The sequence below is a fragment of the Streptomyces sp. URMC 123 genome, assembly GCF_051386515.1.
GTDB lineage: Bacteria > Actinomycetota > Actinomycetes > Streptomycetales > Streptomycetaceae > Streptomyces.
This window is the reverse complement of the sequence record NZ_JBPQTV010000091.1, coordinates 1-21,698: the sequence shown is the minus strand read 5'-3', so window position 1 is coordinate 21,698 and position 21,698 is coordinate 1. Positions and strand designations below refer to the sequence as shown.

The following is a 21,698-nucleotide window of genomic DNA, read 5'->3' as shown; positions in this document are numbered from 1 at the left end:
CCCCCCCCCCGGGGCGGGACCACCGACGCACGCGCCCCGACGCGAGCCCACCCCCCTGAACACCTTGGAGAGAACCGCACCATGACCGCCCCTGGTTCCACCCCCCGCACCGCTTCCCGCACCGCGCGTCCGCGTCACTACCTGATGTGCCCGCCCACCCACTTCACGGTCACCTACGCCATCAACCCGTGGATGGACCCGGCCAAGCCCGTCGACACCGAACTGGCCGTGGCCCAGTGGGAGGACCTGCGCGACCTCTACCTCCGCCTGGGCCACCGGGTGGAGCTGATCGAGCCGCTGCCCGACTGCCCCGACATGGTCTACGCCGCCAACGGCGCCACCATGGTCGACGGCAAGGTGCTGGGCGCCCGCTTCCGCAACGCCGAGCGCTCCGCCGAGGGCCCCGCCTACCTCGAGTGGTTCCGCGCCAACGGCTACCAGGAGCTCCACGACCCGGTCCACGTCAACGAGGGCGAGGGCGACTTCCTGGTCACCGGCAGCTGGGTGCTGGCCGGCAAGGGCTTCCGCAGCGCGCCCGAGTCGCACGCCGAGGCCCAGGAGTTCTTCGGCCGGCCGGTGATCGGCCTGGACCTCGTCGACGAGCGCTACTACCACCTGGACACCGCGCTCGCCGTCCTCGACCACGACGAGGTCATGTACAACCCGGAGGCGTTCTCGCCGGGCAGCAGGGCCGTGCTGGAGCGGCTCTTCCCCGACGCCGTCCTCGCCGACGCCGCCGACGCCGCGGTGTTCGGACTCAACGCGGTCAGCGACGGCCGCCACGTGGTGCTGCCGGAGGCGGCGGCCGGTCTCGCCGAGAAGCTCAGGGCCCGCGGCTTCGAGCCCATCGGCGTCGACCTGACCGAACTGCTCAAGGGGGGCGGCAGCGTCAAGTGCTGCACCCTCGAACTCCGCCGGCCCGCCCACTGATGCCCTACCAGACCGGAGGAATCGCCATGCGCGAAGGATGGGTGCCCTGGCCCGACCCACTGGCGCGCGAGTACCGCGCGCGGGGCTACTGGACCGACGAGACCCTGGGGCGCTGGCCGGCCCCCGCCGACGCGGCCACCCGGACCGCGGTGTTCACCGCGGACCGGTCGCTGACCTACGCCGAGCTGGACCGCGCCGCCGACCGGCTCGCGGCCGGGCTCGTCGCCCGCGGCCTGGCCGCCGGGGACCGGGTGGTCGTCCACCTGCCCAACGTCCTCGAGTTCGTGGTGCTCAACCTGGCGCTGTTCCGCATGGGCGCGCTGCCCGTCCTCGCCCTGCCCGCCCACCGCAGCTCCGAGATCACCCACCTGGTCGAGGCGTCCGGGGCCGTCGCCTACGTCTGCCAGGACGAGCTCCTCGGCTTCGACTACCGCGGGCTCGCCGCCGAGGTGCGCGAGCGGACCGACACCCTCCGGCACATTCTCGTGGCCGGCGACCCGGGCCCGTTCACCGCCCTGGCCGAGGTGGACGCCGACCCGGTCGACCTGCCCGACCCCGACCCGGGCGACGTGGCGCTGTTCCTGCTCTCCGGGGGCACCACCGGCAAGCCCAAGCTGATCCCGCGCACCCACGCCGACTACGCGTACCAGCTCCGGCAGACCGCGCGGCTCTGCGGGGTCGGCCCCGGCAGCACGTACCTCACCGCGCTGCCCGCCGCCCACAACTTCGCCCTCGCCTGCCCGGGCGTGCTGGGCACCCTGCGGGTCGGCGGCACCGTGGCGCTCGCCCGCACCCCCTCACCCGAGGACTGCTTCCCGCTCATCGCGCGCGCCGAGGCCACCGTCACCTCCCTGGTGCCGCCGCTCGTCCCGCTGTGGCTGGAGACCGCCAAGTCCACCACCCACGACCTCTCCGGGCTCAAGCTGCTCCAGGTCGGCGGCTCCCGGCTCGCCCCCGAGACCGCCCAGCTGGTGCGCCCCGCGCTCGACTGCACGCTCCAGCAGGTGTACGGGATGGCCGAGGGCCTCCTCAACTACACGCGGCTGGACGACCCGGAGGAGGTCGTCGTGCACACCCAGGGGCGGCCCCTGTCGCCCGCCGACGAGATCCGGCTCGTCGACGAGGACGGGGTGGAGGTCGCCCCCGGCGCCGTCGGCGAGCTGCTCACCCGCGGCCCGTACACGCTGCGCGGCTACTACCGGGCGCCGGAGCACAACAGCACCCGGTTCACCTCCGACGGCTTCTTCCGCACCGGCGACCTGGTGCGCGTCACCCCGGCGGGCAACCTCGTGGTCTGCGGCCGCGTCAACGACATCGTCAACCGCGGCGGCGAGAAGGTGCCGGCCGAGGAGGTCGAGGAGCACCTGCTCGCCGACCCCCGCATCCGCGCCGCCGCCGTCATCGGGCTGCCCGACCGGTACATGGGCGAGCAGACCTGCGCCTGTGTCGTCCCGGAGAACCCCGACGCCCCACCGACGCTCGCCGAGGTGCAGTCCGCGCTGCGCGACCGCGGCGTCGCCCCCTACAAACTGCCCGATCGCCTGGAGATCGTGCCCGCCCTGCCGCTGACCGGCGTCGGCAAGGTGGACAAGAAGTCCCTGGCACGGCGGTTCACCGCCGAGACCGCGAACGGCGGCGGACGGTGAACGCCGCTCCGCGCCACCCCTTGAAAGGACACGCCATGCAGAGCCGATACCACACGGCGGAGGTGGACACCGCCGGGGACCAGCTCGTCACCGCGACCCACCTCGCCACCTCCGGACTCTTCGACAGCCATGTCGTCTACGAGACCCCCGACGCCTGGTCGGTGGCCTGCGGGGTGGCGGCCGAGGTCGTCCTGCGGCCCGGCAGCGTCCGCACCGTCGTCGGCGGGCGGACCGAGGAGAGCGACTGGCACGGCGATCCGCTGGAGCCCGTACGGGAGTTCATGCGGCGGCTGCCCGTCGAGGACTGGCGGGCCTACGGCTGGTGCGCCTTCGAGCTCGCCTACGCCATATCCGGCGCGGGCGCGGGCACGGGCGCCGACGGCGCGAACGGCGACGGTACGGCGGAGACCGTGCTGGCGCATCTGATCGTGCCGCACACCGAGGTACGGCTCCGGCGCGCCGACGGCCGCGCCCTGATCCGCAGCATGGACGCCGACACCCTCGACACCGTCGCCAAGACCCTGGCGGGCCCGGTGGCAGAGCCCGGCGCCAACGCCGAACTGGCCGCCGTGGACCTGGACTTCCGCGCCGCCGACTACGAGAAGGGTGTCGCCGCCTCGGTGGACGACATCCGCGCCGGCCGGCTCCAGAAGGTCGTGCTGTCGCGGGTCGTCCCCGTCGCCGAGCGGATCGACATCCCCGCCACCTATGTGCGCGGCCGCCGCGCCAACACCCCGGCCCGCTCCTTCCTGCTGGACATGGGCGGCCTCCAGGCGACCGGGTTCAGCCCGGAGACGGTCGTGGAGGTCACGGCCGAGGGCCGGGTGGACAGCCAGCCGCTGGCCGGCACCCGCGCCAGGACGGGGGACGAGGAGACCGACCGCCGGCTGCGCGAGGACCTGCTCTCCGACCCCAAGGAGCTGCATGAGCACGCCATCTCGGTGAAGGTCGCGGTGGACGAGCTCGCCGGCCCCTGCAAGCCGGACACGGTCGTCGTCCGCGAGTACATGACGATCAAGGAGCGCGGCACGGTCCAGCACCTGGCCTCGCGCGTCGTCGGGCAACTGCCCGAGGGCGGCAGCCCCTGGGACGCGTTCACCGCGGTCTTCCCCGCCGTCACCGCCTCCGGAGTGCCCAAGCACGCCTCGTACGAGCTGATCCGCCGGCACGAGCCCGAGCCGCGCGGCCCCTACGCCGGCACGGTCATGGTCGTCGGCGCGGACGGGTCGATGGACGCCGCGCTGGTGCTGCGCAGCGTCTACGCGCGGGACGGCAGGACGTGGCTGCGCGCCGGCGCCGGCGTCGTGGAGGCGTCCCGCCCCGAGCGGGAGCTGGAGGAGACCCGGGAGAAGCTGAGCAGCATCGCCGGCCACCTGGTGCTGCGCGAGGACTGACCCCGGGTACCGGGACCCGTACGGGGGGCGGGCGCGCGTCCGCCCCCCGTACCCGCTGTCGCGTGCCGGTGGCGGTCACATCCGCTCGGGCGCGGACACCCCCAGCAGTTCAAGACCGTTGCGCAGCACGATCCGGGTGGCGTCGGTCAGCCAGAGCCGTGCCCGGTTGAGGTCGGTGACCTCCTCGCCGTCGCGCGGCAGCACCCGGCAGGCGTCGTAGAAGCGGTGGTAGGCGCCGGCGAGCGCCTCCAGGTGGTGCGCCACGCGGTGCACCTCGCGCAGGGCGGCCGCCGCCGAGACGACCTCGGGGAAGTCGCCCAGCGCGCGCAGCAGGTCGCCCTCGCGCTCATGGGTGAGCAGGGCCGGCCGGAAGTCCTCCGGCCGGCCCCGGTCGACGCCCCGCGCCGCCGCGCCCCGCTGGACCGCGCACAGCCTGGCGTGGGCGTACCGCACATAGTGGACCGGGTTGTCGTTGGTCCGCCGGGTGAGGACGTCGACGTCCAGGTCGATCGTGGCGTCCACGCCGGCGCGGGCCAGGGCGTAGCGGGCGGCGTCCACCCCCACGGCCTCCACGAGGTCGTCCAGGGTCAGCACCGAGCCGGCCCGCTTGCTCATCCGTACCGGCGTGCCGTCCCGCACCAGGTTCACCAGCTGCCCGATGAGGATCTCCAGGTTCCGCTCCGGATCGTCGCCGAAGCAGGCCGCCATCGCCTTCATCCGGCCCACATAGCCTTGGTGGTCGGCGCCCAGCACGATGACGATCCTGTCGAAGCCGCGGGAGCGCTTGTCCAGGTAGTAGGCGCAGTCCGCGGTGAAGTACGTCCAGGTGCCGTCCCTCTTGACCAGCACCCGGTCCTTGTCGTCACCGAACCGCGTGGTCCTCAGCCACAGTGCGCCGTCCGCCTCGAACACATGGCCCTCCGCGCGCAGCCGGGCCACGGCGGCGTCGAGCCCGCCCCGCTCGTGCAGGTCCTTCTCGTTGACGTAGACGTCGAAGCGGGTGCCGAACGCCGCCAGGGACCGCTTGATCTCGTCGAACATGAGCGAGATCCCCTCGGTGCGGAGCACCTCCCCGGCCGCCGCCCGGGGCAGCTCCCGCACCTCCGGGCGCCGGGCGAGGACCGCCTCGGCGATCTCGGCGACGTACGCGCCGCCGTAGCCGTCCTCCGGCACGGGCTCGCCCCGCGCGACCGCGAGCAGGGACCGGCCGAACCGGTCGATCTGCGCGCCGGCGTCATTGAAGTAGTACTCCCGCGTGACGTCCGCGCCGGCGGCCTCGAACACCCGGGCGAGCGCATCTCCGACCGCGGCCCAGCGGGCGCCCCCGATGTGCACCGGGCCCGTGGGGTTCGCCGAGACGAACTCCAGATTGATCCGGGTGCCCTCCAGCGCGGTGGTGCGGCCGTACGCCGCGCCCGCGGCCACCACGGTGCGCGCCAGCCCGCCCTGGACGGCGGCGTCCAGCGTGATGTTGAGGAACCCGGGGCCGGCCACGTCGACCCTGGCGATGCCCTCCGTGGCCGCGATGCGGGGGGCCAGCAGGGCCGCCACCGAGCGGGCGGGCAGCCCGGCGGCCTTGGCCAGCCGCAAGGAGACATTGCTCGCGTAGTCGCCGTGCGCCCTGTTCCGGGGGCGTGCCACGGTGACCGATTCGGGAGGGGTGACGGTGAGTTCGCCCGCTGCGACGGCCGCGCGCACGCTCGTATCGATGACGGAGGCGAGTTCGGAGGGAGTCACGGGCCGAGGCTACAACGCGCTTGAGCCGGCGGCGGCTTGGTGGCTTTTTGCCTGAAGCAGGCGGTGCGTCACCTCGGTTGGCGGGCCGCCATCGTTACGGGGCGCGGCGGGCTTCGGCGGGGCGTGACGCCGCCAGGGCGTCCGCCAGACCTCGGTCCAAGGAGAAGGCCGGGACGAAGTCCAGCTCCCGGCGTGCCCGGGCGATGGAGCACGTCCACCACGGATGGGCCAGCTCCCTGGCCTTGTCCCGGGTGAGCGCCGGGACGCCGCCCCGCAGCCCGCTCACCGCCTGGCACACGGTGGCCGCCCAGTGGATCGCGGCCCCCGGCAGGGGCAGCACCACCGGGGGCCGGCGCCGGCCCGCCGCCCGGGCGAGGGCGGCGCCGAAGGTCTCCCACGAGTGGATCGCGCCGTCGGAGACGTGGTAGACCCCGCACGCCCGGTCGTCGTCCCGCAGCCGTCGTCCGCGCTCCGCGGCGGCCATGAGCGCGGCGCACACGTCGTCGACGTGCACGAGGGAGATCCCCCGGCGGGCGGGCCCCCACCGCGGCAGGACGCCGGCCCGGATCAGCGGCAGCACCGACGGCAGCAGGAGCGGATCGCCGGGGCCGTACACGGCGGTGGGGCGCACGATCGTGGCCGGAACCCGGTCCGCCGCGGCCCGTACGGCCTCCTCGCCGCGGAGCTTGCTGCGGCCGTACCAGGACACCGGCGCCGGCTCGTCACCCTCGTCGCGCGGCCGGTGCGGACCGGAGGGCCCGACCGCGGCCAGCGAGGAGCACAGGACGAGAACCGGCGGCGAGGGGGCGGTGGCCACGGCCCGTACGAGGCGGTGGGTGCCGTCCGCGTTGCACCGCTGGAACTCCCGCTCGCTGACGGCGCGGGTGACACCGCCCAGATGGAAGACGACATCGGCTCCGCGCGTGGCCTCCGTCAGGCCCTGCCCGGTCACCAGGTCGCCGCGCACCAGACGGACCCCCGGCAGGTTCAGGTGCCGCACGCGCGAGGTGGGGCGCACCAGCGCGGTGACGGCGCTCCCCTCGGCGAGAAGGCGGTGACAGAGGCGGGCGCCGATGAACCCGGCGGCCCCCACCACGGTGCAGCGCGCTCCCGCCGGCGCGCCGGGGCGGGAGCCCGGCCCGTCGCCGGTCGGCGAGGTCATGGCCGGCCTCCGGCGGGAGCGGAGCGCGCCGGCGCCCACGGCGTCAGGGTCGCTGTGTCCACGTCGTCGCGGCTCCCGTCCTGCTCGCTCGCCCCCGGCGCCGGAGGGCGGCCGCCCGCCGGCGCCGGAGGATGACGTCCTAGAGTCTTCCCATGGTGATGGGCGAAGAGACCGTACGGGTCGACAGCTGGATCTGGTCCGTGCGGCTCACGAAGACCCGCTCCCTGGCCGCCGCGGAGTGCCGGGCGGGCCATGTGCGGGTCAACGGGGAGCGGGTCAAGCCGGCCCACCCCGTGCGGGCCGGTGACGAGGTGCGGCTGCGCCGCCCGGGGTGGGAGCGGATCGTCGTGGTCAAGCGGATCGTGCGCAAGCGCGTCGGCGCGCCCGTGGCGGTGGAGTGCTATGTAGACAACAGCCCGCCCCCGCCGCCCCGCGAGGAGATCCTCTCGGTGCCCGTCCGCGACCGGGGCGCGGGCCGGCCGACCAAGCGGGAGCGGCGCGACCTGGACCGGCTGCGCGACCTGGACCGCCCGCCGCGCGACCGCTGACGCGCCCGGGGGCGGCGATGCCTTGGGCCGTGCCTCCGGCGCCGATGGCGCGCTGGGGCCCGGTGACGCCCGTGGCCCGTGCCGCGGCGTTGGTGCTGCCTGGGAGCGAGCCGGTGGCGCCCGCGACATGTGCCCTCTCGCGTCGGTGACTCGCGTGTCGATGCCCGCGGCGTCGGTGGCGCGCCGCGGGCGGTGGCCCCCGGCGCCGGGGGCGGCGCTCACTCCCGCCGGGCGGCGGGCGGCGTACGCGCCCCCTCCGTGTCATGCGCCAGCAGCGCCGCACCGATCCAGCCCGCGTCCGCGCCCAGCCGGGCCGGCACGATCGCCGGCAGCTCCCGGTGCTCCGGCGCGGTCACGTACCGCTCGAAGCTCGCCCGCACCGGCGCGAGCAGCAGCTCACCGGTGGCCGCGACGCCACCGCCGACCGCGATCAGCTCCAGGTCGAAGAGGTTGACGAGCGTCGCGATGCCGACCCCGAGCCAGTGCCCGAGGCGTTCGAGCTGGGCGAGGGCGGTGCGGTCCCCGGCGCGCGCCGCCGCGCACACCGCCTCGCCGGTCACCCGCCCGCCCGCGCCCGCGAGCGCGGCGAGCGCGCCGTGCGGCTCCCTGGCCGCCGCCGCGCTGCCGTACCGGCCGAGCGCCGGTCCCGAGGCCAGCGGCTCCAGGCACCCCACGGTGCCGCAGCCGCACCGCTCGCCCCCGTCGGGGGCGACGATCATATGGCCGATCTCGGTGCCGATCCCGGTCCGCCCGCGGAAGAGCCGGTCGTCGAGGACCAGGCCGCCCCCGACGCCGGTGCCCACGGTCACGCACGCCATGTACGCGGCCCGGTGACCCACCCGGTACTCCGCCCAGCAGGCGGTGTTGGCATCGTTGTCCACCACGGTGGGCAGACCCGTGGTCTCCCGCAGGAACCGCCGGAGCGGCAGGTCCCGATAGGCGTTGTTGGGCGCCGTCCGCACGCGGCCCTCGGGCCAGTCGACCAGCCCGGCGGCGCCGACGCCGATCGCCGCCACCCCGGGGTGGCGGCCGCGCAGCTCCCCGATCAGCGCGGTGAGGACGGCAAGGGTCGCCGCCTGGTCGTCGGCCGGGCAGCGCACCGCGGGCACCCGCTCCACGACCGTGCCGTCGGCGGCGACGATCCCGCCGGAGATCTTGGTGCCGCCGATGTCGAGCCCGATGGCCGCGCCGTCACCGCCCCCGGCGCGGTCCACCGAAAGCCGGGATGGAGGCGGGGAAGAGAGCGGTGACGGGGGCGGGGACGAAAGCGGGGATGAAGGGGGCATACGCATCCTCCTGGCGAGGTCAGAGCCGGACCCGGAAGCAGCGCTGGAGCGCGACGAGCGCCGCGCCGTGCGCGCCGCGCACGGGGTCCAGCGGTTTTGTGACGAGCGTGCAGACCGCCTCCGTGTGGAACGTGCCGGCCGGAAACGTCTCGACCGCCCGCAGGAAGCGATGGGCCGCGACGCGCCCCGGCCCGGTGGCGATCAGCCTCTCCGGGGCGTAGATCACGACATGGCGGGGGCCGAACGTGGTGAGCAGGGTCGCGATGCCCCGGGCGATGGTCACGCCGGCCTTGTGGAAGGCGGCCCCGGCGGCGGGAGCCCGGGCGTCGTCGCTGTCCGCGAGCGCGACCGCCGCTTCGAGCCCGTCGAGCTCGCACCCGGTCCGCTCCTTGACGACGGCGGTGAGGGCCCGGTTGCCGGCCTGGCTCTCGACGCAGCCCCGCATGCCGCAGTCGCAGATCCGGCCGCGGGCCCACACCCGTAAGTGGCCGAACTCCATGGGGATCGCCAGGCGTTCGCGGTCGATGACCACCCCCGCCCCCACGCCGTCGCGGATGAGGACGACGGCGAACGAGTCGGCCGCGCGGCCCACCCCGAGCGACTGCTCGTACGCGGCGAAGGCGTGCGCGTCGTTCTCGACGGCGGTGGCGCAGCCGGTCGCCGCGCGCAGGCCGGCCGCGAGGGGGACGTCGGTCCACTCGTAGGGCGGCCGGTCCTTCCCGTGCTCGTCCGGGCTGTTGGCGTAGTACCGGACCACCCCGTTCTCCGGGTCGACCGGCCCACCCAGCTGGACCCCGAGACAGATCCGGTCGCTGGGCAGGGCGCAGCCGAGCGAGGAGGCGAGGGTGCGGGCGAGTTGGGCGATGTGCTCCACCACCCGCGAGGGCTGCATGTCCGGCAGGTACCTCCGGCACACCTGGAGCGGGGTGCCGTCGCGCTCCATGATGACGCCCACCAGCTTGTACGGCAGGATCTCGATGCCCACGGCGAAGATGCCGTTGTCGAGTTCGTGGGAGCGCCGCAGGATGCTCCGTACGTCGTCGTCCACGGCCGCCCTCCGCTGTCTCCTCTCCGGGGCGGCGCCGTGCGCGGTGGTGCCGGGCGGGGCGGTCACGAGGGCGGCACCCGGCCGATGAGCCCGGGGTACCGCCGTACCGCCGTACAGATCGCGCCGGGCGTCAGCTCGACCACGGCCTCCAGGTGGTGACCGCCCGTCACGAGGCGCAGCGTTTCCGCGCGGTGATCCGTCACGCAGTGCCACAGGACCTCGATCAGCTCGCCGGCCTCGTCCTCGGCCTCCAGCGGGTCGTCCACCAGGGGGTGGCCGGCCTTCAGCCGCTCGCTGCGGTGCACATGCGGCAGATGGCGCACGCACTGGGCCAGGAACGCCTCGCGGGTCTCGCGCCCGGCGCCGGCCGCGGGCGTCCGGTCCGCCGCCCCCGCCTCGTCGCGGAAGCTGTTGAGGGCCCGCGCGGTGGTCTCCCGCGCCATCTCCTCGATGTCGTCCCCGCCGGGCAGCAGCCGGGGAGCGGCGGCCCGGACGGTCCGCAGCCACACCGAGACCACGCCGTGGCCGAAGGCGGCCCAGGACATCCGGCTCTCGAAACCGGCCTCCGTGTCGTCGTCGTACGGGGCGGCCCGGGCGGCGTCGTCGTTCCGGGAGTTCCGGGCGGCCCGGGGGACGGGTGCCGCCGGGGCGTCCGTGGCGGCCGCCGTCGGGGGCGGGAACGGCGGTGCGCCGATCGCCGGCGGGGCCTCCGCCAGCAGCCGGCGCAGCCGGTCCTCCACCGCGTCCTCCGTCAGTACCTCGCCGACCAGCGCCTCCACCGCGAGCAGATAGCGGGCGTAGGGCGCGGGGAGCGGCGGGGGAGCGCCTGGCGCCCCACGCCGCCGGCCCCGGGGGGCGCCCGGATCGCGCGTGGTGGTGCCCGGCTCGTTCCTCTCCTGCATGGGATGCTCCTCCTCCGGTCGATGCGTCACGATTCCGTCCCGGGCGCGGGGGGCTCCGCCAGCCGGCGCCGCAGGGTGTCGAGGGCGTGCCGCAGATTGCTGCGCACGGTGCCGGGCTTGATGCCGAGCAGCTCGGCGATCTCCTCGGTGCGATAGCCGTCCAGGGAGAGGGCGAGCACCTGGCCCTGACGGGGCGGCAGGGCCCGTACGACGTCCATGACGCGCCGGTGCTCGTCGGGGTCGGAGCGGACGGGGAGCGACACCCGCTTCACCATCGTCATGTGCGCCTCCTCCCGTTCGCGGCGCATGCGGTCCCGGACGGCCCGCTTCTGAAAGGCGCGGACGGCGGCGGTGCGCACCCAGCCGGCGGGGCTGTGGCACTCCGGGCGGCGGGCGAGCAGCTCGCGCATGGCGTCTTGGGCCGCGTCCTCGGCCTCGTGGTAGGTCGCGCCCACGGCCAGCACTCTCGAGACGACCTTCGGGTACTCACGCCGGTAGAAGGCGCTGAAGTCTTCGTAGGGTCCGGGACCGGGTTCCGGGATCGCGGACGGGCTGCGTTCCACGCCAGGCACCTCCTCAAGAGCCGGCTCACCCAGAGGGGCCGCGGCGGCGCCGATGTGTGCAATGCCCCGCATGCCCCGGCATCGGGCGAAGCGCCCTTGCACGATCTCCCCCTGCCATGACCCCTGTTGACGGGCTCGCCGGAACGCGCCCCGCGGTCCGGGAGAGCCCGGAGCGTCCTGGGGGCGCGAGGGCGCGCGAGGGCGCGAGGGCAGAGAGGAGAGATGAACCGTGTACGAAGCCAGGCCACCGCAGTGGGACTTCTGGTGCCTGATGGTGGCGCTGCTGCAGCTGTGCGTGGAGGTGTTCGGCGGGCAGGGGTGAGCCTCGCGGCACCCCGGAAGGGGCCCGGCCTCAGAGCCTGTTCTCGAACAGGCTTTCAGATCCGCCAGGAGCGGATGCGGTCGGCCGCGGCGAAGACGTCCGCCCGGCCCTCGACCAACTCCTTGGTCAGCTCGACGATCTCCCCGTACGGGGCGTCGATCCCCTCGCCGGAGGCGTGCATGTAGGCGATGGCGACCGCGCACCCGAAGCGCACGTTGCGCGCGGGCAGCGGCTTGAGGAAGACCAGGGTGTGCAGCAGGGCGGCGGCGCGCCAGGCCGGGTCGGAGTCGACGCCCAGCCGGGGCGGGTCGACCCGGTGCCGGGCCACGGCCGCTATCAGGGCGGAGAAGTCGGCGATGACGGGCTGCTCGGGCAGGGCGATCTCGTGCTGCTGGAGCAGCCAGCGCACATCGATGTGGACCACCGGCGGCATCGTCAGGCGGCCCGGCCCGCCGTGCCGGTGCCGGGCCCGTCGTCGATGCCCGCCTCGGCGATGGCCGCGGCGAGGGCCGGATCGCTGAAGACCCGCTGGAAGACCTCGGCCCCTTCCTTGAGTCCTCGGTGACGGGCGATGGCGTCCGCCGTCGAGGCCCGGACGAACGCCTTCATCGTCATCCCCTGCTCCTGGGCGATCTCCCGGATCTCCTGGAGCTCGGAATCGGGGAATTCCACATTGAGCGCTGGCATCCCCCCACGGTACCGCCGTGGTACCGGCACCTCAATCGACCCAGCTCAGGGCGGGGGAGTGGGGGTACTGGCCGCCATGAATGCCGTGACCGCCCCGCGCGGCGCGGGCCGGTTCTGGCCCTGAGGCCGGTTCGGGCGCGGAGCACGGTCGTTCGGCCGACTCACCTGTGCGTCGTCGGTCCCGCACGGTACGTTCTTCGGGAATGCCGAAGCCCTGCGGACGGGGGTACCGCAGGGCTTCGTTATGGATGACGGGCCGTCGGCGCGATGGGTTCCGTCCGGCCGGCGACATTTCTCCGCGCGTCAGGACCGCCGCGCGCAGGCGTACCGCCGGGCCAGCGCGTGGAACGCCTCCTTCGGCTCCCAGTGCCAGTCCGACGCCGGGTCGTCGGGGTCGTCCCGGATCGGCTTCACGATGGCGTAGCTCGCCATGTCCAGGTCGTAGCGGGGCTCGGGCCGGTGCGGCGCGTCCGGGGTGACGAACTCGAACGCCATCGCCGCGTACAGGCCCATCGACTCGAAGACGTCCAGCAGCTCGGTCAGATACGCGGCCTGGGTGGCCTCGCTGCGCACCGGATCACCGATGATCTCGGGCGGCTGCTTGCTGTGGTCGACGACGGCCCAGCCCATGCCGCCACGCTCCGGGGCGCCCTCGTACGTACAGGTGCCGAACTCGGTGATGGCCAGCGGCTTCCCCCAGCGCAGATACTCCCTGAGCTCGCGGACGTACGCGGCACGGTCCGGATGGGACGAGTAGTAGTCGACACCGACGATGTCGAACAGGTTCCAGTCCACCTCGTCGCCCTGGGCCGACGCGTAACTCAGCCGCCCGGAGAAGACGGACCGGCCGATGCGTGCGGCGCGGGCGATGAACCTGCGCAGCTCCCGCCGCATGTGCTCCCAGTCGACGGTGCCGTTCTGCAGGTTCTCGATCCGCTCCAGGACGTCGGCGCCCGGCACGATGCCCGGCACGAACAGCCTGAACTCGCAGCCGACGCTGAAGTCGACCTCGGCGCCCTGGCGGCGGAGCCGCTCGGCGAACCGGCCGCACTCGGCCATGTGCTCCAGGATCTCCCGCTCGGGCCGGTCGCCGAGGGTGGGCTCCATCCAGATGTGCAGCCCGTGTTCGGCCGCCTGGGCCGCCGTGGCCGTCAGCCGTTCGACGCCGTCCCCGGTGACCTTGAGCGAGTTCGCGTGCAGGTCGCGGCGGATGGCCCGGACGTCCTGGCGCATGCGCGTGGCGCTCCACGCGGTGCCGGGGGTCTCGCCGGCCCCCAGCGTGTAGCACACGCTCCGATACGTCAGACCGCGCCGATGGCCGTCCGCCCCTCCTGCGAAGGTCGGGGTGCGCGCCGCGCGAACGGGTGCGCGTACGGCTCCTAACGGCGGCGGCGCGCCACCCACGTCGCCAGGGCCACCGAGGCGAGCAGCATCAGGAAGGCCCACGCCGCCAGCACGAGCAGCTCGCCGGTGGGCGGGCGCGGCGGGGCGGCGCTCAGCAGCCGGATCGTACGGTTGGCCGGGGTGAGGGGCCGGGCGACGAGAGCGGTCAGGGCGAGCAGGGACGCCGCGGCGAAGGCGTACCCCTGCCGTCCGATGACCGGGCGGGCGCAGCAGGTGCCGAGGGCGACGCCGGTGATGCCGCAGATCAGATGGGCGGCGAGGCCGATGGCCACGTCGGCCGGGGCGTACAGCCGGGCGTGGGCGACCATCGGCCAGGCCAGGCCGATGACGCTCAGCACGAGAGGTCCGGCGACGGCCGCGCCGGTCGTACCGGTCAGGGCGCGTCGATGGCCGCGCGCGTTGACGACGGTGACCGTGGTCTGCAGGGGGTCCTCGGTGCGGTGCAGGGCGAGCGTCGTCCAGACGGCGACCGGCAGCAGGGCGGCGCAGGAGAGTCCGTAGGCGGACAGGGCCGGGCCGGGGGAGGAGGCGTGCAGGATGGCCTGGAGCCCCAGGAACGCCACCAGTGGCGGGAGGAAGCGCTGGGAGCGCAGGAAGTCCGCCAGGGCGTAGCGGGCGACCGCGATCACCGGCGGCCGCCCTCGGGAGCGGTGGCCGGAGCGCCGGCCGTGCGCCGCGCGATGTCGTTCACGGCATGGGCCGAGGCGTTGTCCGGGGCGTGGTTCGAGGTGTTGGCCAGGGCGTGGGCCGAGGGGGCGGGCACGGTCGCGGTGGGACGGCGGGGGCGGCGCACCTCCAGCACCGGGTGGCCGCGCCGCAGCGCCTCGCCGAGCACGGCGTCCGAGCGGTCGGCACTGACCGTCATATGGACCTCGGGCCCGTGGCCGCGTACGGCCAGCACGCCCGGCACCGTGTGCAACGGCGCCACGCCGCGCCCCGGCACCCCGTACGGGTCGGGTGCCGCGCCGAGCACGATGGTCACGGTCCGCGTGGCCGTGGCCCCCGCGGCGGTGGCCCCCGCGGCCATGTTCTCCGCGGCGGTGGACGCCACGTCGACGGTTCCCACGGCGCTGTCGGGGGCGACGGCGTCCCGCCGCGTCAGCCGGCCCCCGCGAAACTCGTGCACCGCGTCCGCGCTCGCGGCCACCACGCCCGGCCGGTGCTCGGTGAGCAGCACGATCGCACCGGCGTCCCGCCGGCGGGCGAGGCAGTCCGCGAGGCTGTGGTGCGTGCGGTCGTCCAGACCGGACCACGGCTCGTCGAGCACGAGCAGCCGGGGCTCGGCGAGCAGGGCCTGCGCCAGGGCGACCTTCTGGGCGTTGCCCTTGGAGAGGGTGCCGATGGGCGCGTCGGGGTCGCCCTCCAGCCGGAGCTCGTCGAGGAGTGCGCGGCCCCGGCGGGCGGCCGTCGCGGTGCCGAGGCCCTGGACGCGTCCCATGTGGCACAGATAGGAGTGCGCGGAGAGCCGCATGCCCGCCGGAAGCCGCTCCGGCACGTAGCCGATCCGCTCCGGGCGGCCGTGCACGGCTCCCGTCGTCGGCCGGGTCAGCCCGGCGACCAGCCGCAACAGCGTGGACTTCCCCGACCCGTTGCCGCCGACCACGGCCGTGACCGTCCCCTCCGGCAGGTCGACCGTGACCCCGTCGAGGACCCATCTCCCCCGGCGCCCGTACCGGATGCCGACCGATTCCAGTCGCACGTGCTCTTCCCTCACCGCCGGGCCGGCCGGCCATGAGCCGCGCCGGGTTCCTGGATTCGTGACGCGCCTCCCCGGGGGAGCCCCCGGCGGTCGGACGCGCACGCCGTGAACGCGTGATCCACGAGGTGAGTTCCCGAACGCGTGCCCGCACCGGCGAACCACCCCGCGTGCCCGCACCGGCGAACCACCCCACGCGGCACGCACCGGCGAACCACCCCACGCGGCACGCACCGGCGAACCGCCGCACGCGGCACGCGAGTTCCGCTCTCGGCGAGATCCGCCGTCGGCGAATTCCCTCGGCGTACGGGGCCGTTGGTGCTTGGGTGAAGCCATGGACATCCTCATATTGGGCGGTACCGCATGGGTGGGCCGCGAGCTGTCGCGGCAGGCGATCGAGCGGGGGCACCGGGTCACCTGCCTGGCCCGGGGCGAGAGCGGAGCAGTGGCCGACGGGGCGGAGCTGGTGGCGGCCGACCGTCGCGACCCCTCGGCGTACCGGGCGCTGGCCGCCCGGGAGAGGGACGCGGTCCTGGAGGTGTCCTGGCAGCCCGGCTTCGTCCGCGGGGCGCTCGCCGCCCTGGCCGAGCAGGCCGGCCACTGGACCTATGTCTCCTCCGGCAACGCCTACGCCTCCCACGCCCGGCCCGGCGCGGACGAGTCCGCGGAACTGCTGGCGCCCACCGACCGGGACGAGGTCGACCGCGAACTTTACGGCGAGGCCAAGGTCGCCTGCGAGGAGGCGTCGACGGCCGCCGTGGGCGACCGTCTGCTGATCGCCCGCGCCGGTCTCATCGGCGGCCCCGGCGACCACAGCGGGCGCACCGGCTACTGGCCGGCCCGCGCCGCCCGGGACCCGCGGGGGCCGATGCTGGTCCCCGCCGAGCCGGACATGCCCACCCAGGTGGTCGACGTGCGGGACCTCTCCTCCTGGCTCCTGGACGCCGCGGCGGCCGGGACCACCGGCACCTACGACGCCGTGGGGCCGGTCGTCCCCTTCGCGCGGTGGATCGAGATGTCCCGTACGGTCGGCGGGCACACCGGCCCCGTCGTCACCGCCGACTCGGCCTGGCTGCTGGCCCAGGGCGTCGCCGCGTACATGGGCCCCGAGTCGCTGCCGCTGTGGCTGGTCGAACCCGGCTGGGAGGGGTGGTCCGCCCGCAGCGGAGCGGCGGCGCGCGCCGCGGGCCTGCGCCACCGCCCGTACGAGGACCTGCTCGCCGACACGCTGGCCTGGGAACGCGAGCAGGGCCTGGACCGCGCCCGGCGGGCCGGCCTGAGCGCCGCCCGCGAACGCGAACTCCTCGCCGCCCTCGGCGCGGTCGACCGGGTATAGACCGTCTGCCGGTGGCCGGGTGTGCGCGTCCGCACACCCGGCCACCGGCCGATACGGGAAGCCGACGCGGGAGACCCGTACGTGCGTCAGCCGCCGGGGCAGAACTCCGCCTCGACGACCCCGTTCAGGGAGCCGCCCCGGTCGATGGAGAAGTTGAACGCCAGCGCGTGGCGGCCGTCGGCCGTGGTGACCGCCTGGGTCTGCGAGCCGTGGAGCCCGCCGTCGTGGCCCCAGACCACGGCGCCGCAGGACAGCTTCTTCTCGATCAGCCCCAGGCCGTAGCGGTCGCCCGGGAACTCCTTCTCCGCGGACACGGTGGTCTTCATCGCCGCCAGCTGCGCCGGCGGCAGCAGCTCGCCCCCGAGCAGGGCGGTGAAGAAGCGGTTGAGATCGGCCGAGGTGGAGATGATCTCACCTGCCGCGCCGGCCCAGGACGGGTTGAACTCCGTGATGTCGTGCGTCTTCGCGCCCGCGTCGCCGCCGAACCGGGTGTAGGCCCGCGAACTTGGGCGCGGCATCGCGGTGTCGGTGCCCGGCAGGCTGGTCGAGCGCAGCCCCAGCCGGTCGACGATCCGCCGCCGGATCTCCTCCCCGTACGGCCGCCCCGTCACCTTCTCGATGATCATTCCGGCGAGGAGGTAGTTGGTGTTGGAGTAGTGCCAGTCGGTGCCGGGGGCGAAGTCCGGGCGGTGGCGCAGGGCGGCGGCCAGCAACTGCTCCCGCGTCCAGGTGTCGCTGCGGTGGTCGAGGAAGTCCTCGGTGAGTATCTTGCGCGTGAGCTCCGGGTCCGCCAGGTACTCGTGCAGACCGCTGGTGTGGTTGAGCAACTGGCGCACGGTGACGCGGCGGCCGTCGTTGCCGTTGCCGCGCACCGCCCCGGGCAGCCAGGTGTCCACCGTGTCGTCGAGGTCGAGCCGGCCCTCGGCCTCCAGCTGGAGCAGCACGGTCGCCACGAACGTCTTGGTGACGCTGCCGATCCGGTACCGGTCGTCGGTGCCGCGCGGCCGCCCCGTGGCCAGGTCGCCGACGCCGGAGGTGCCGTTCCACACGCCGTGCTCGTCGCGGGCCTGAGCCGTCACACCCGGCACGCCGCCACCGAGATGCGTGCCGTACGAGTCGTCATGAACACCGTCCTCCCTCGGGCCCACCGCTCCGTCGCGGTGCGCTGTCACAGGGGAGGACTCCGTTCCGCGAGGGAAGGTTGATCCACTTGGTGCCCTTCTGACGGGGCGTCGGGTGTGTCGTGCGGTCGTGCGCCGGCCCCGACCGGGCCGATACGGGGCCCGGCCGGGGCGCTCGCCAGCGGTTCGGCCGAACGGGACAGCGGTTCGGCCGCGGCCACGCCTCTCGGGGAACGGCGGGCTCGGCGAGCGGCGGGCTCTCAGAGGACGGCGCAGCCGATCGTCACCGGAATCCGCGCCGACCAGCGGCCCGAGGTCACGTCGTACGCCCGCGCGTGGCCATTGGCCGGACGGCCGGACCGGGCGCAGTCGTTGAGGTTGGTGCGCACGGCGAAGCTGCCCCCGGCGTGGCCGCGGTGCGCGGTCGCCCGCACTGTGCGGGACCATACGACCCGGTTGTCGCGGTCGCGCCGGACGACGACCCTGACCTCGCCGAAGTTGTAGTGGTCACCGTTGAGCTGGATGCGGGCGATGCCGTCGGGCGCGGTGCAGGTGTCGCCGTCGCAGTCCGGCTGCGCGTACCACCGCGACTTCCACAGCCGGGCGGAGACCCTGCGGCTGTCCGCCGCCTGGTTGTCGCGCCGGGCCTGGGAGCGGGTGGCCGGGGTGACGCACACCAGGTCGCCCGGGAACGCCTCGCGCCAGACGTAGCCGTCGCGGCAGGCGTACGGGCCGTTGCCCCCGTTGCCCGGGTCGCGGCGCGACGCCGCCCGGCTGTTGTCGTACCGTGTGCGCTCCCGCGTCGCCGGTGTGACGCACACGCGGTCGCTCGCCCTGGCCTCCCGCCACACATAGCCCTGGCGGCAGGTGTCGGGCCCGAAGTCCTCGGCGGTCGCCGTCGGCGCGCCGGCCACGACGGCCGTGGCCGCGGTCATCCCGGCGGTTATGCCGAGCACGACGGCGCGTCGGACGCTGTTCTTGACAGTCATGAGTGTCCCCCCACTCCGCGGTCCGCCCGGTGCGGCGGACCGTCCGGTGCCGAGACAGACACCCGGGGTACGGAGTGGGGTTCCGCGGGAGTGAGGTGCGGGGGCATGCGCGGGGCGCGTGCCGCGCGCCCCGCACGCCGGAGCCGCCCCGTGTCGCCCCTCAGGCCCCGGACGGGCGGTACTCGGCGTGGAACTGCTCGAACAGGATCTCGTACCCGTCCGGGTCCAGACCGGTGAAGATCCGCGCCCACTCCGTGTCCTCCGGCTCCGTGATCACCGGCAGGCCCTCGCTCCGCCACACGGCGTAGGCCCTGTCGAGATCCGGCGTCGGCAGGGCCAGCACGAAGCCCAGCCCCCGGGGGCCCTTCCGCACGGCCTCGGCCTCCTCCGGCCGTTCGTAGCCATGGGCGTACATGTCCGACAGGATCACCCACGTCCGACCGTACGTCAGATAGCGGAGGGTCGGCTTGTCGTCGTTTGGGATCTCACGGAAGCCCAACCGCAGATACAGATCGCGGGACCGGTCCAGGTCCCGGACCCGTAAACCCACCTTGACCTGCTTCTCTCCCATCATGGGCGCGCTCCTTCCGGCGATGGCTCGGTCGGTGGATCGAACCGACCGAGCCTAGGCCACGTGGCCCCCCGGTCCGCCAGCGCTTTTCGGCGCGGGGCGCCCGGGGGCTCGTCCCGAACGAGCGATCAGCGGTCCACGCGCAGGGAACGCAGCCGGTTGAGCGCGGCCGCGACCTCGAAGCGGCGGGGGACGGCGAAGTCGTCGTCGTGCACCGTCAACAGATGCCCGCTGCCGTCCTCGGCCAGGTCCGCGTCGAGGAGGTCGAGCGCCTCCGCCACCGTACGGCCGTCCCGGCCACTGCCCAGATAGCCGCGGCGGACCATCAGCTCCAGCGCCAGCCCGATGCCGACCACCTGGCCGGCGTCGGCGATCTGCTCCACCGCGCGCAGGTCCACGTCGTGCTCGCCGAAGGCGAGGATGTCGGAGCCCCGCGAGCGGACGCGGGTCCGGCCGCGCACGGAGGCGTCGACGGAGGCGGCGTCCGGCCGGCGGTGCGCGATCCCCGGGAAGGCGTCGGCCTCGGCCGACCTCCCGGTGGGCACGGCCGCGAGTGCCCTGGCCCGCTCCGTCACATCGGAGGGCCGGTACGCGTCCAGCATCAGCACCCGGTCCGCGACGTCCAGGTAGTCGCCCGAACCGCCCATGACGAGCACCGTGGAGACGCCGTGGTCGCGGTGGAGCGAGCGCACCAGGTCGACGAACGGCGTCAGCGGCTCGCGGCCCTTGGCGACCAGCGCCTGCATCCGGGCGTCGCGGATCATGAGGTTGGTGGCCGCGGTGTCCTCGTCGATGAGCAGGACCCGCGCACCGGCCTCGACCGCCTCGCACAGCGACGCCGCCTGGGACGTCGACCCCGAGGCATTCCCGGTGGAGAAGTCGGCCGTGTCGGCCCCGCTGGGCAGATGGCTCACGAACGCCTGGACGTCCACCCGTTCGACCCGCCGGCCGTCCTCGGCGCGAATCTTGACCGTGTCGGCCCGCGCCACCACCCGCTCCCGGCCGTCGCCCGGGACGTGGTCCCAGATCCCCGACTCCAGCGCGCGCAGCAGCGTGGACTTGCCGTGGAAGCCGCCGCCCACGATCAGGCTGACCCCCTCCGGCAGCCCCATGCCGGTCACCCGGCCGGCGTGCGGCAGGTCCACGGCGACCCGCAGTTCCTCGGGGGAGGAGAACGGCACCACGCCGGGGCCGGTCGCCGGCCGGTCGTCGACGCCGCTGCGCCGCGGCAGCACGGCCCCGTCGGCGACGAACGCCACCAGCCCCATCCCCGGGAGGGCGGCACGCAGTGCCGCCGAGTCCTCGGCGGTGTTCACGAACGCCCGCAGCTCGTCGGCGTCCAGCGCGGGGAAGCGCAGCGCCTCCTCGACGACGGCCGGGACGAGCTCGCACAGCAGGCGCGTGGCCTCCCGCCCGTCGATACGCCGACCCCGGCCGGGCAGCGCGACGCCCATCCGCAGCGTCACGGCTCCCGGTTCGCGCGGCACGAGCGCCGCGTGCCGACCCTGCCGGTGCTGCCCGTCCCCTCGGTCCTGTCCGTCCCGCCGGTCCGCGCCGCCGTCGCCCCGCTCCTCGGGGGCCGGTGCGCCGATCTGACACGAGCCGCGGTCCAGGATCTCCTGGCCGCCGGCGTCGATCCGCAGCGCGTCCGAGCGCAGCGCGGCCGCGGCCCGCCGGGCCAGGTAGCTCGCGAGCGCGCGGCGGCGCACCGCCGTCCGCCACAGGTCCGCCGGAAAGCCCGCCTCGCGGGCGGAGAGGTGCACGGCGATCCGGGCGGGCGGCGCGAAGGGGTCGGCCTGCGCGCGTACCACCTCCAGGGTGAGGCCGGGCAGGGACCAGGGGCCGACGAGCGCCTTGTACCGCCCGTAGGACGCGCCCTCCATGCGGGCCAGCTCCTCGGCGAGCCCGCGCCGCGGACCCCCGCCCGAGCGCCCGCCACCGTACGAGCCGCCGTCGGCACGGCCCTCGCCGTACGCGTCGTCGGCCGGCCGACCGCCGTACGAGCCCTTGCCGCGCGAGCCACCGCCGTACGAGCGCCCGTACGAGCCCCTGCCCCGCGAGCCGCCGCCGTACGAGCCCCCGCGCGGGCCGCGGCCGGACCGGTCGCCGGACGGGTCACCGGACGGCTCACCGGACCGGCCGCCGGAGGAGTACGGCCGCGAGGAGCCGTGGTCGTCGGAGTGGGGCCGTTCCCCGGGGCGTCGCACGCTGACCGCCTCACTGTTCCGCCCGCCGGCGCCGCTGTGCCGTAACGCACGCTCACGCCGCCGACGCGCCGTCGATGCCACGAGCGGCTGGGCCCGCGGCGCTTACGGGAGGAGACGATACATAACGCCCCACCGGCCCCCGGCCGCCC

The 21,698-nt window shown here is 74.9% G+C and carries 20 protein-coding genes; 5 read left to right on the top strand and 15 right to left on the bottom strand.

Going from position 1 to position 21,698, the window contains the following annotated elements:
- Positions 1-81 precede the first annotated feature (81 nt).
- The 3 genes from ddaH to ACSNOD_RS13620 are packed head-to-tail and all read left to right on the top strand — an operon-like array spanning position 82 to position 3,970.
- Positions 82-930: a dimethylargininase gene (gene ddaH / locus ACSNOD_RS13630; protein ID WP_436767158.1), complete on the top strand. Its 849-nt coding sequence runs from the start codon at positions 82-84 to the stop codon at positions 928-930.
- A 26-nt stretch (positions 931-956) separates the two neighbouring features.
- Positions 957-2,576: a (2,3-dihydroxybenzoyl)adenylate synthase gene (locus ACSNOD_RS13625; protein ID WP_436767157.1), complete on the top strand. Its 1,620-nt coding sequence runs from the start codon at positions 957-959 to the stop codon at positions 2,574-2,576.
- A gap of 35 nt (positions 2,577-2,611) precedes the next feature.
- Positions 2,612-3,970, top strand: coding sequence for a salicylate synthase (locus ACSNOD_RS13620; RefSeq protein WP_436767156.1), 1,359 nt, complete (start codon positions 2,612-2,614; stop codon positions 3,968-3,970).
- A 75-nt stretch (positions 3,971-4,045) separates the two neighbouring features.
- Here ACSNOD_RS13620 and argS read toward each other — a convergent pair whose 3' ends face one another.
- Positions 4,046-5,707, bottom strand: coding sequence for an arginine--tRNA ligase (gene argS / locus ACSNOD_RS13615; RefSeq protein WP_436767155.1), 1,662 nt, complete (start codon positions 5,705-5,707; stop codon positions 4,046-4,048).
- A 94-nt stretch (positions 5,708-5,801) separates the two neighbouring features.
- A complete protein-coding gene (locus ACSNOD_RS13610) occupies positions 5,802-6,869 on the bottom strand; it encodes an NAD-dependent epimerase/dehydratase family protein (RefSeq protein ID WP_436767154.1) in 1,068 nt (355 codons plus the stop codon).
- A gap of 152 nt (positions 6,870-7,021) precedes the next feature.
- On the opposite strand from ACSNOD_RS13610, the gene ACSNOD_RS13605 reads away from it, so the two are divergent.
- Positions 7,022-7,417, top strand: coding sequence for an RNA-binding S4 domain-containing protein (locus tag ACSNOD_RS13605; RefSeq protein WP_436767153.1), 396 nt, complete (start codon positions 7,022-7,024; stop codon positions 7,415-7,417).
- A gap of 218 nt (positions 7,418-7,635) precedes the next feature.
- Here ACSNOD_RS13605 and ACSNOD_RS13600 read toward each other — a convergent pair whose 3' ends face one another.
- From ACSNOD_RS13600 to ACSNOD_RS13560, 9 genes are all read right to left on the bottom strand, one after another.
- The gene (locus ACSNOD_RS13600; protein ID WP_436767152.1) at positions 7,636-8,631 is read right to left on the bottom strand and encodes an ROK family protein; all 996 of its coding nucleotides are present in this window, start codon (positions 8,629-8,631) and stop codon (positions 7,636-7,638) included.
- A 91-nt stretch (positions 8,632-8,722) separates the two neighbouring features.
- Positions 8,723-9,817 carry an ROK family protein gene (locus ACSNOD_RS13595; RefSeq protein ID WP_436767151.1) on the bottom strand — a complete coding sequence of 365 codons (1,095 nt, stop codon included), beginning with the start codon at positions 9,815-9,817 and terminating at the stop codon, positions 8,723-8,725.
- Positions 9,814-10,653 (bottom strand): hypothetical protein, encoded by an 840-nt coding sequence (locus ACSNOD_RS13590; RefSeq protein WP_436767150.1) that lies wholly within the window; start codon positions 10,651-10,653, stop codon positions 9,814-9,816. Before ACSNOD_RS13590 ends, ACSNOD_RS13595 begins: the two co-directional genes overlap by 4 nt.
- Before the next feature lie 26 nt (positions 10,654-10,679).
- Positions 10,680-11,216, bottom strand: a complete 537-nt coding sequence (locus tag ACSNOD_RS13585) for an RNA polymerase sigma factor (RefSeq protein ID WP_436767149.1) — start codon at positions 11,214-11,216, stop codon at positions 10,680-10,682.
- Positions 11,217-11,593: 377 nt separating this feature from the next.
- Positions 11,594-11,971 carry a toxin Doc gene (locus ACSNOD_RS13580; RefSeq protein WP_436767148.1) on the bottom strand — a complete coding sequence of 126 codons (378 nt, stop codon included), beginning with the start codon at positions 11,969-11,971 and terminating at the stop codon, positions 11,594-11,596.
- A gap of 2 nt (positions 11,972-11,973) precedes the next feature.
- Positions 11,974-12,225 carry a hypothetical protein gene (locus ACSNOD_RS13575; RefSeq protein ID WP_436767147.1) on the bottom strand — a complete coding sequence of 84 codons (252 nt, stop codon included), beginning with the start codon at positions 12,223-12,225 and terminating at the stop codon, positions 11,974-11,976.
- A gap of 303 nt (positions 12,226-12,528) precedes the next feature.
- On the bottom strand, positions 12,529-13,515 hold the full coding sequence (locus ACSNOD_RS13570) for an abortive phage infection protein (RefSeq protein ID WP_436767146.1): 987 nt from the start codon (positions 13,513-13,515) through the stop codon (positions 12,529-12,531).
- Between the two features lie 89 nt (positions 13,516-13,604).
- Complete coding sequence (locus ACSNOD_RS13565) at positions 13,605-14,258, bottom strand: hypothetical protein (protein WP_436767145.1); 654 nt, start codon at positions 14,256-14,258, stop codon at positions 13,605-13,607.
- Positions 14,255-15,328 carry an ATP-binding cassette domain-containing protein gene (locus ACSNOD_RS13560; protein WP_436767144.1) on the bottom strand — a complete coding sequence of 358 codons (1,074 nt, stop codon included), beginning with the start codon at positions 15,326-15,328 and terminating at the stop codon, positions 14,255-14,257. The genes ACSNOD_RS13565 and ACSNOD_RS13560 overlap by 4 nt, the downstream gene beginning before the upstream one ends.
- A 331-nt stretch (positions 15,329-15,659) precedes the next feature.
- Here ACSNOD_RS13560 and ACSNOD_RS13555 point away from each other — a divergent pair, with 331 nt between their 5' ends.
- The gene (locus ACSNOD_RS13555; RefSeq protein WP_436767143.1) at positions 15,660-16,661 is read left to right on the top strand and encodes an NAD-dependent epimerase/dehydratase family protein; all 1,002 of its coding nucleotides are present in this window, start codon (positions 15,660-15,662) and stop codon (positions 16,659-16,661) included.
- Positions 16,662-16,747: 86 nt separating this feature from the next.
- Here the strand turns inward: ACSNOD_RS13555 and ACSNOD_RS13550 are convergent, their stop codons facing one another.
- From ACSNOD_RS13550 to ACSNOD_RS13535, 4 genes are all read right to left on the bottom strand, one after another.
- A complete protein-coding gene (locus ACSNOD_RS13550) occupies positions 16,748-17,809 on the bottom strand; it encodes a serine hydrolase domain-containing protein (protein ID WP_436767159.1) in 1,062 nt (353 codons plus the stop codon).
- A 233-nt stretch (positions 17,810-18,042) separates the two neighbouring features.
- Positions 18,043-18,771, bottom strand: coding sequence for a hypothetical protein (locus tag ACSNOD_RS13545; RefSeq protein ID WP_436767142.1), 729 nt, complete (start codon positions 18,769-18,771; stop codon positions 18,043-18,045).
- 160 nt (positions 18,772-18,931) lie between these two features.
- Positions 18,932-19,345, bottom strand: coding sequence for a VOC family protein (locus ACSNOD_RS13540; RefSeq protein WP_436767141.1), 414 nt, complete (start codon positions 19,343-19,345; stop codon positions 18,932-18,934).
- Positions 19,346-19,470: 125 nt separating this feature from the next.
- Complete coding sequence (locus tag ACSNOD_RS13535; RefSeq protein WP_436767140.1) at positions 19,471-21,549, bottom strand: P-loop domain-containing protein; 2,079 nt, start codon at positions 21,547-21,549, stop codon at positions 19,471-19,473.
- Between the last annotated feature and the right edge of the window lie 149 nt (positions 21,550-21,698).

Coding starts and splice junctions, on each gene's coding strand:
- ddaH (WP_436767158.1), top strand. CDS start 82: ATGACCGCCCCTGGTTCCACCCCCCGCACCGCTTCCCGCACCGCGCGT.
- ACSNOD_RS13625 (WP_436767157.1), top strand. CDS start 957: ATGCGCGAAGGATGGGTGCCCTGGCCCGACCCACTGGCGCGCGAGTAC.
- ACSNOD_RS13620 (WP_436767156.1), top strand. CDS start 2,612: ATGCAGAGCCGATACCACACGGCGGAGGTGGACACCGCCGGGGACCAG.
- ACSNOD_RS13610 (WP_436767154.1), bottom strand. CDS start 6,869: ATGACCTCGCCGACCGGCGACGGGCCGGGCTCCCGCCCCGGCGCGCCG.
- ACSNOD_RS13605 (WP_436767153.1), top strand. CDS start 7,022: ATGGTGATGGGCGAAGAGACCGTACGGGTCGACAGCTGGATCTGGTCC.
- ACSNOD_RS13590 (WP_436767150.1), bottom strand. CDS start 10,653: ATGCAGGAGAGGAACGAGCCGGGCACCACCACGCGCGATCCGGGCGCC.
- ACSNOD_RS13580 (WP_436767148.1), bottom strand. CDS start 11,971: ATGCCGCCGGTGGTCCACATCGATGTGCGCTGGCTGCTCCAGCAGCAC.
- ACSNOD_RS13575 (WP_436767147.1), bottom strand. CDS start 12,225: ATGCCAGCGCTCAATGTGGAATTCCCCGATTCCGAGCTCCAGGAGATC.
- ACSNOD_RS13555 (WP_436767143.1), top strand. CDS start 15,660: ATGGACATCCTCATATTGGGCGGTACCGCATGGGTGGGCCGCGAGCTG.
- ACSNOD_RS13545 (WP_436767142.1), bottom strand. CDS start 18,771: ATGACTGTCAAGAACAGCGTCCGACGCGCCGTCGTGCTCGGCATAACC.
- ACSNOD_RS13540 (WP_436767141.1), bottom strand. CDS start 19,345: ATGATGGGAGAGAAGCAGGTCAAGGTGGGTTTACGGGTCCGGGACCTG.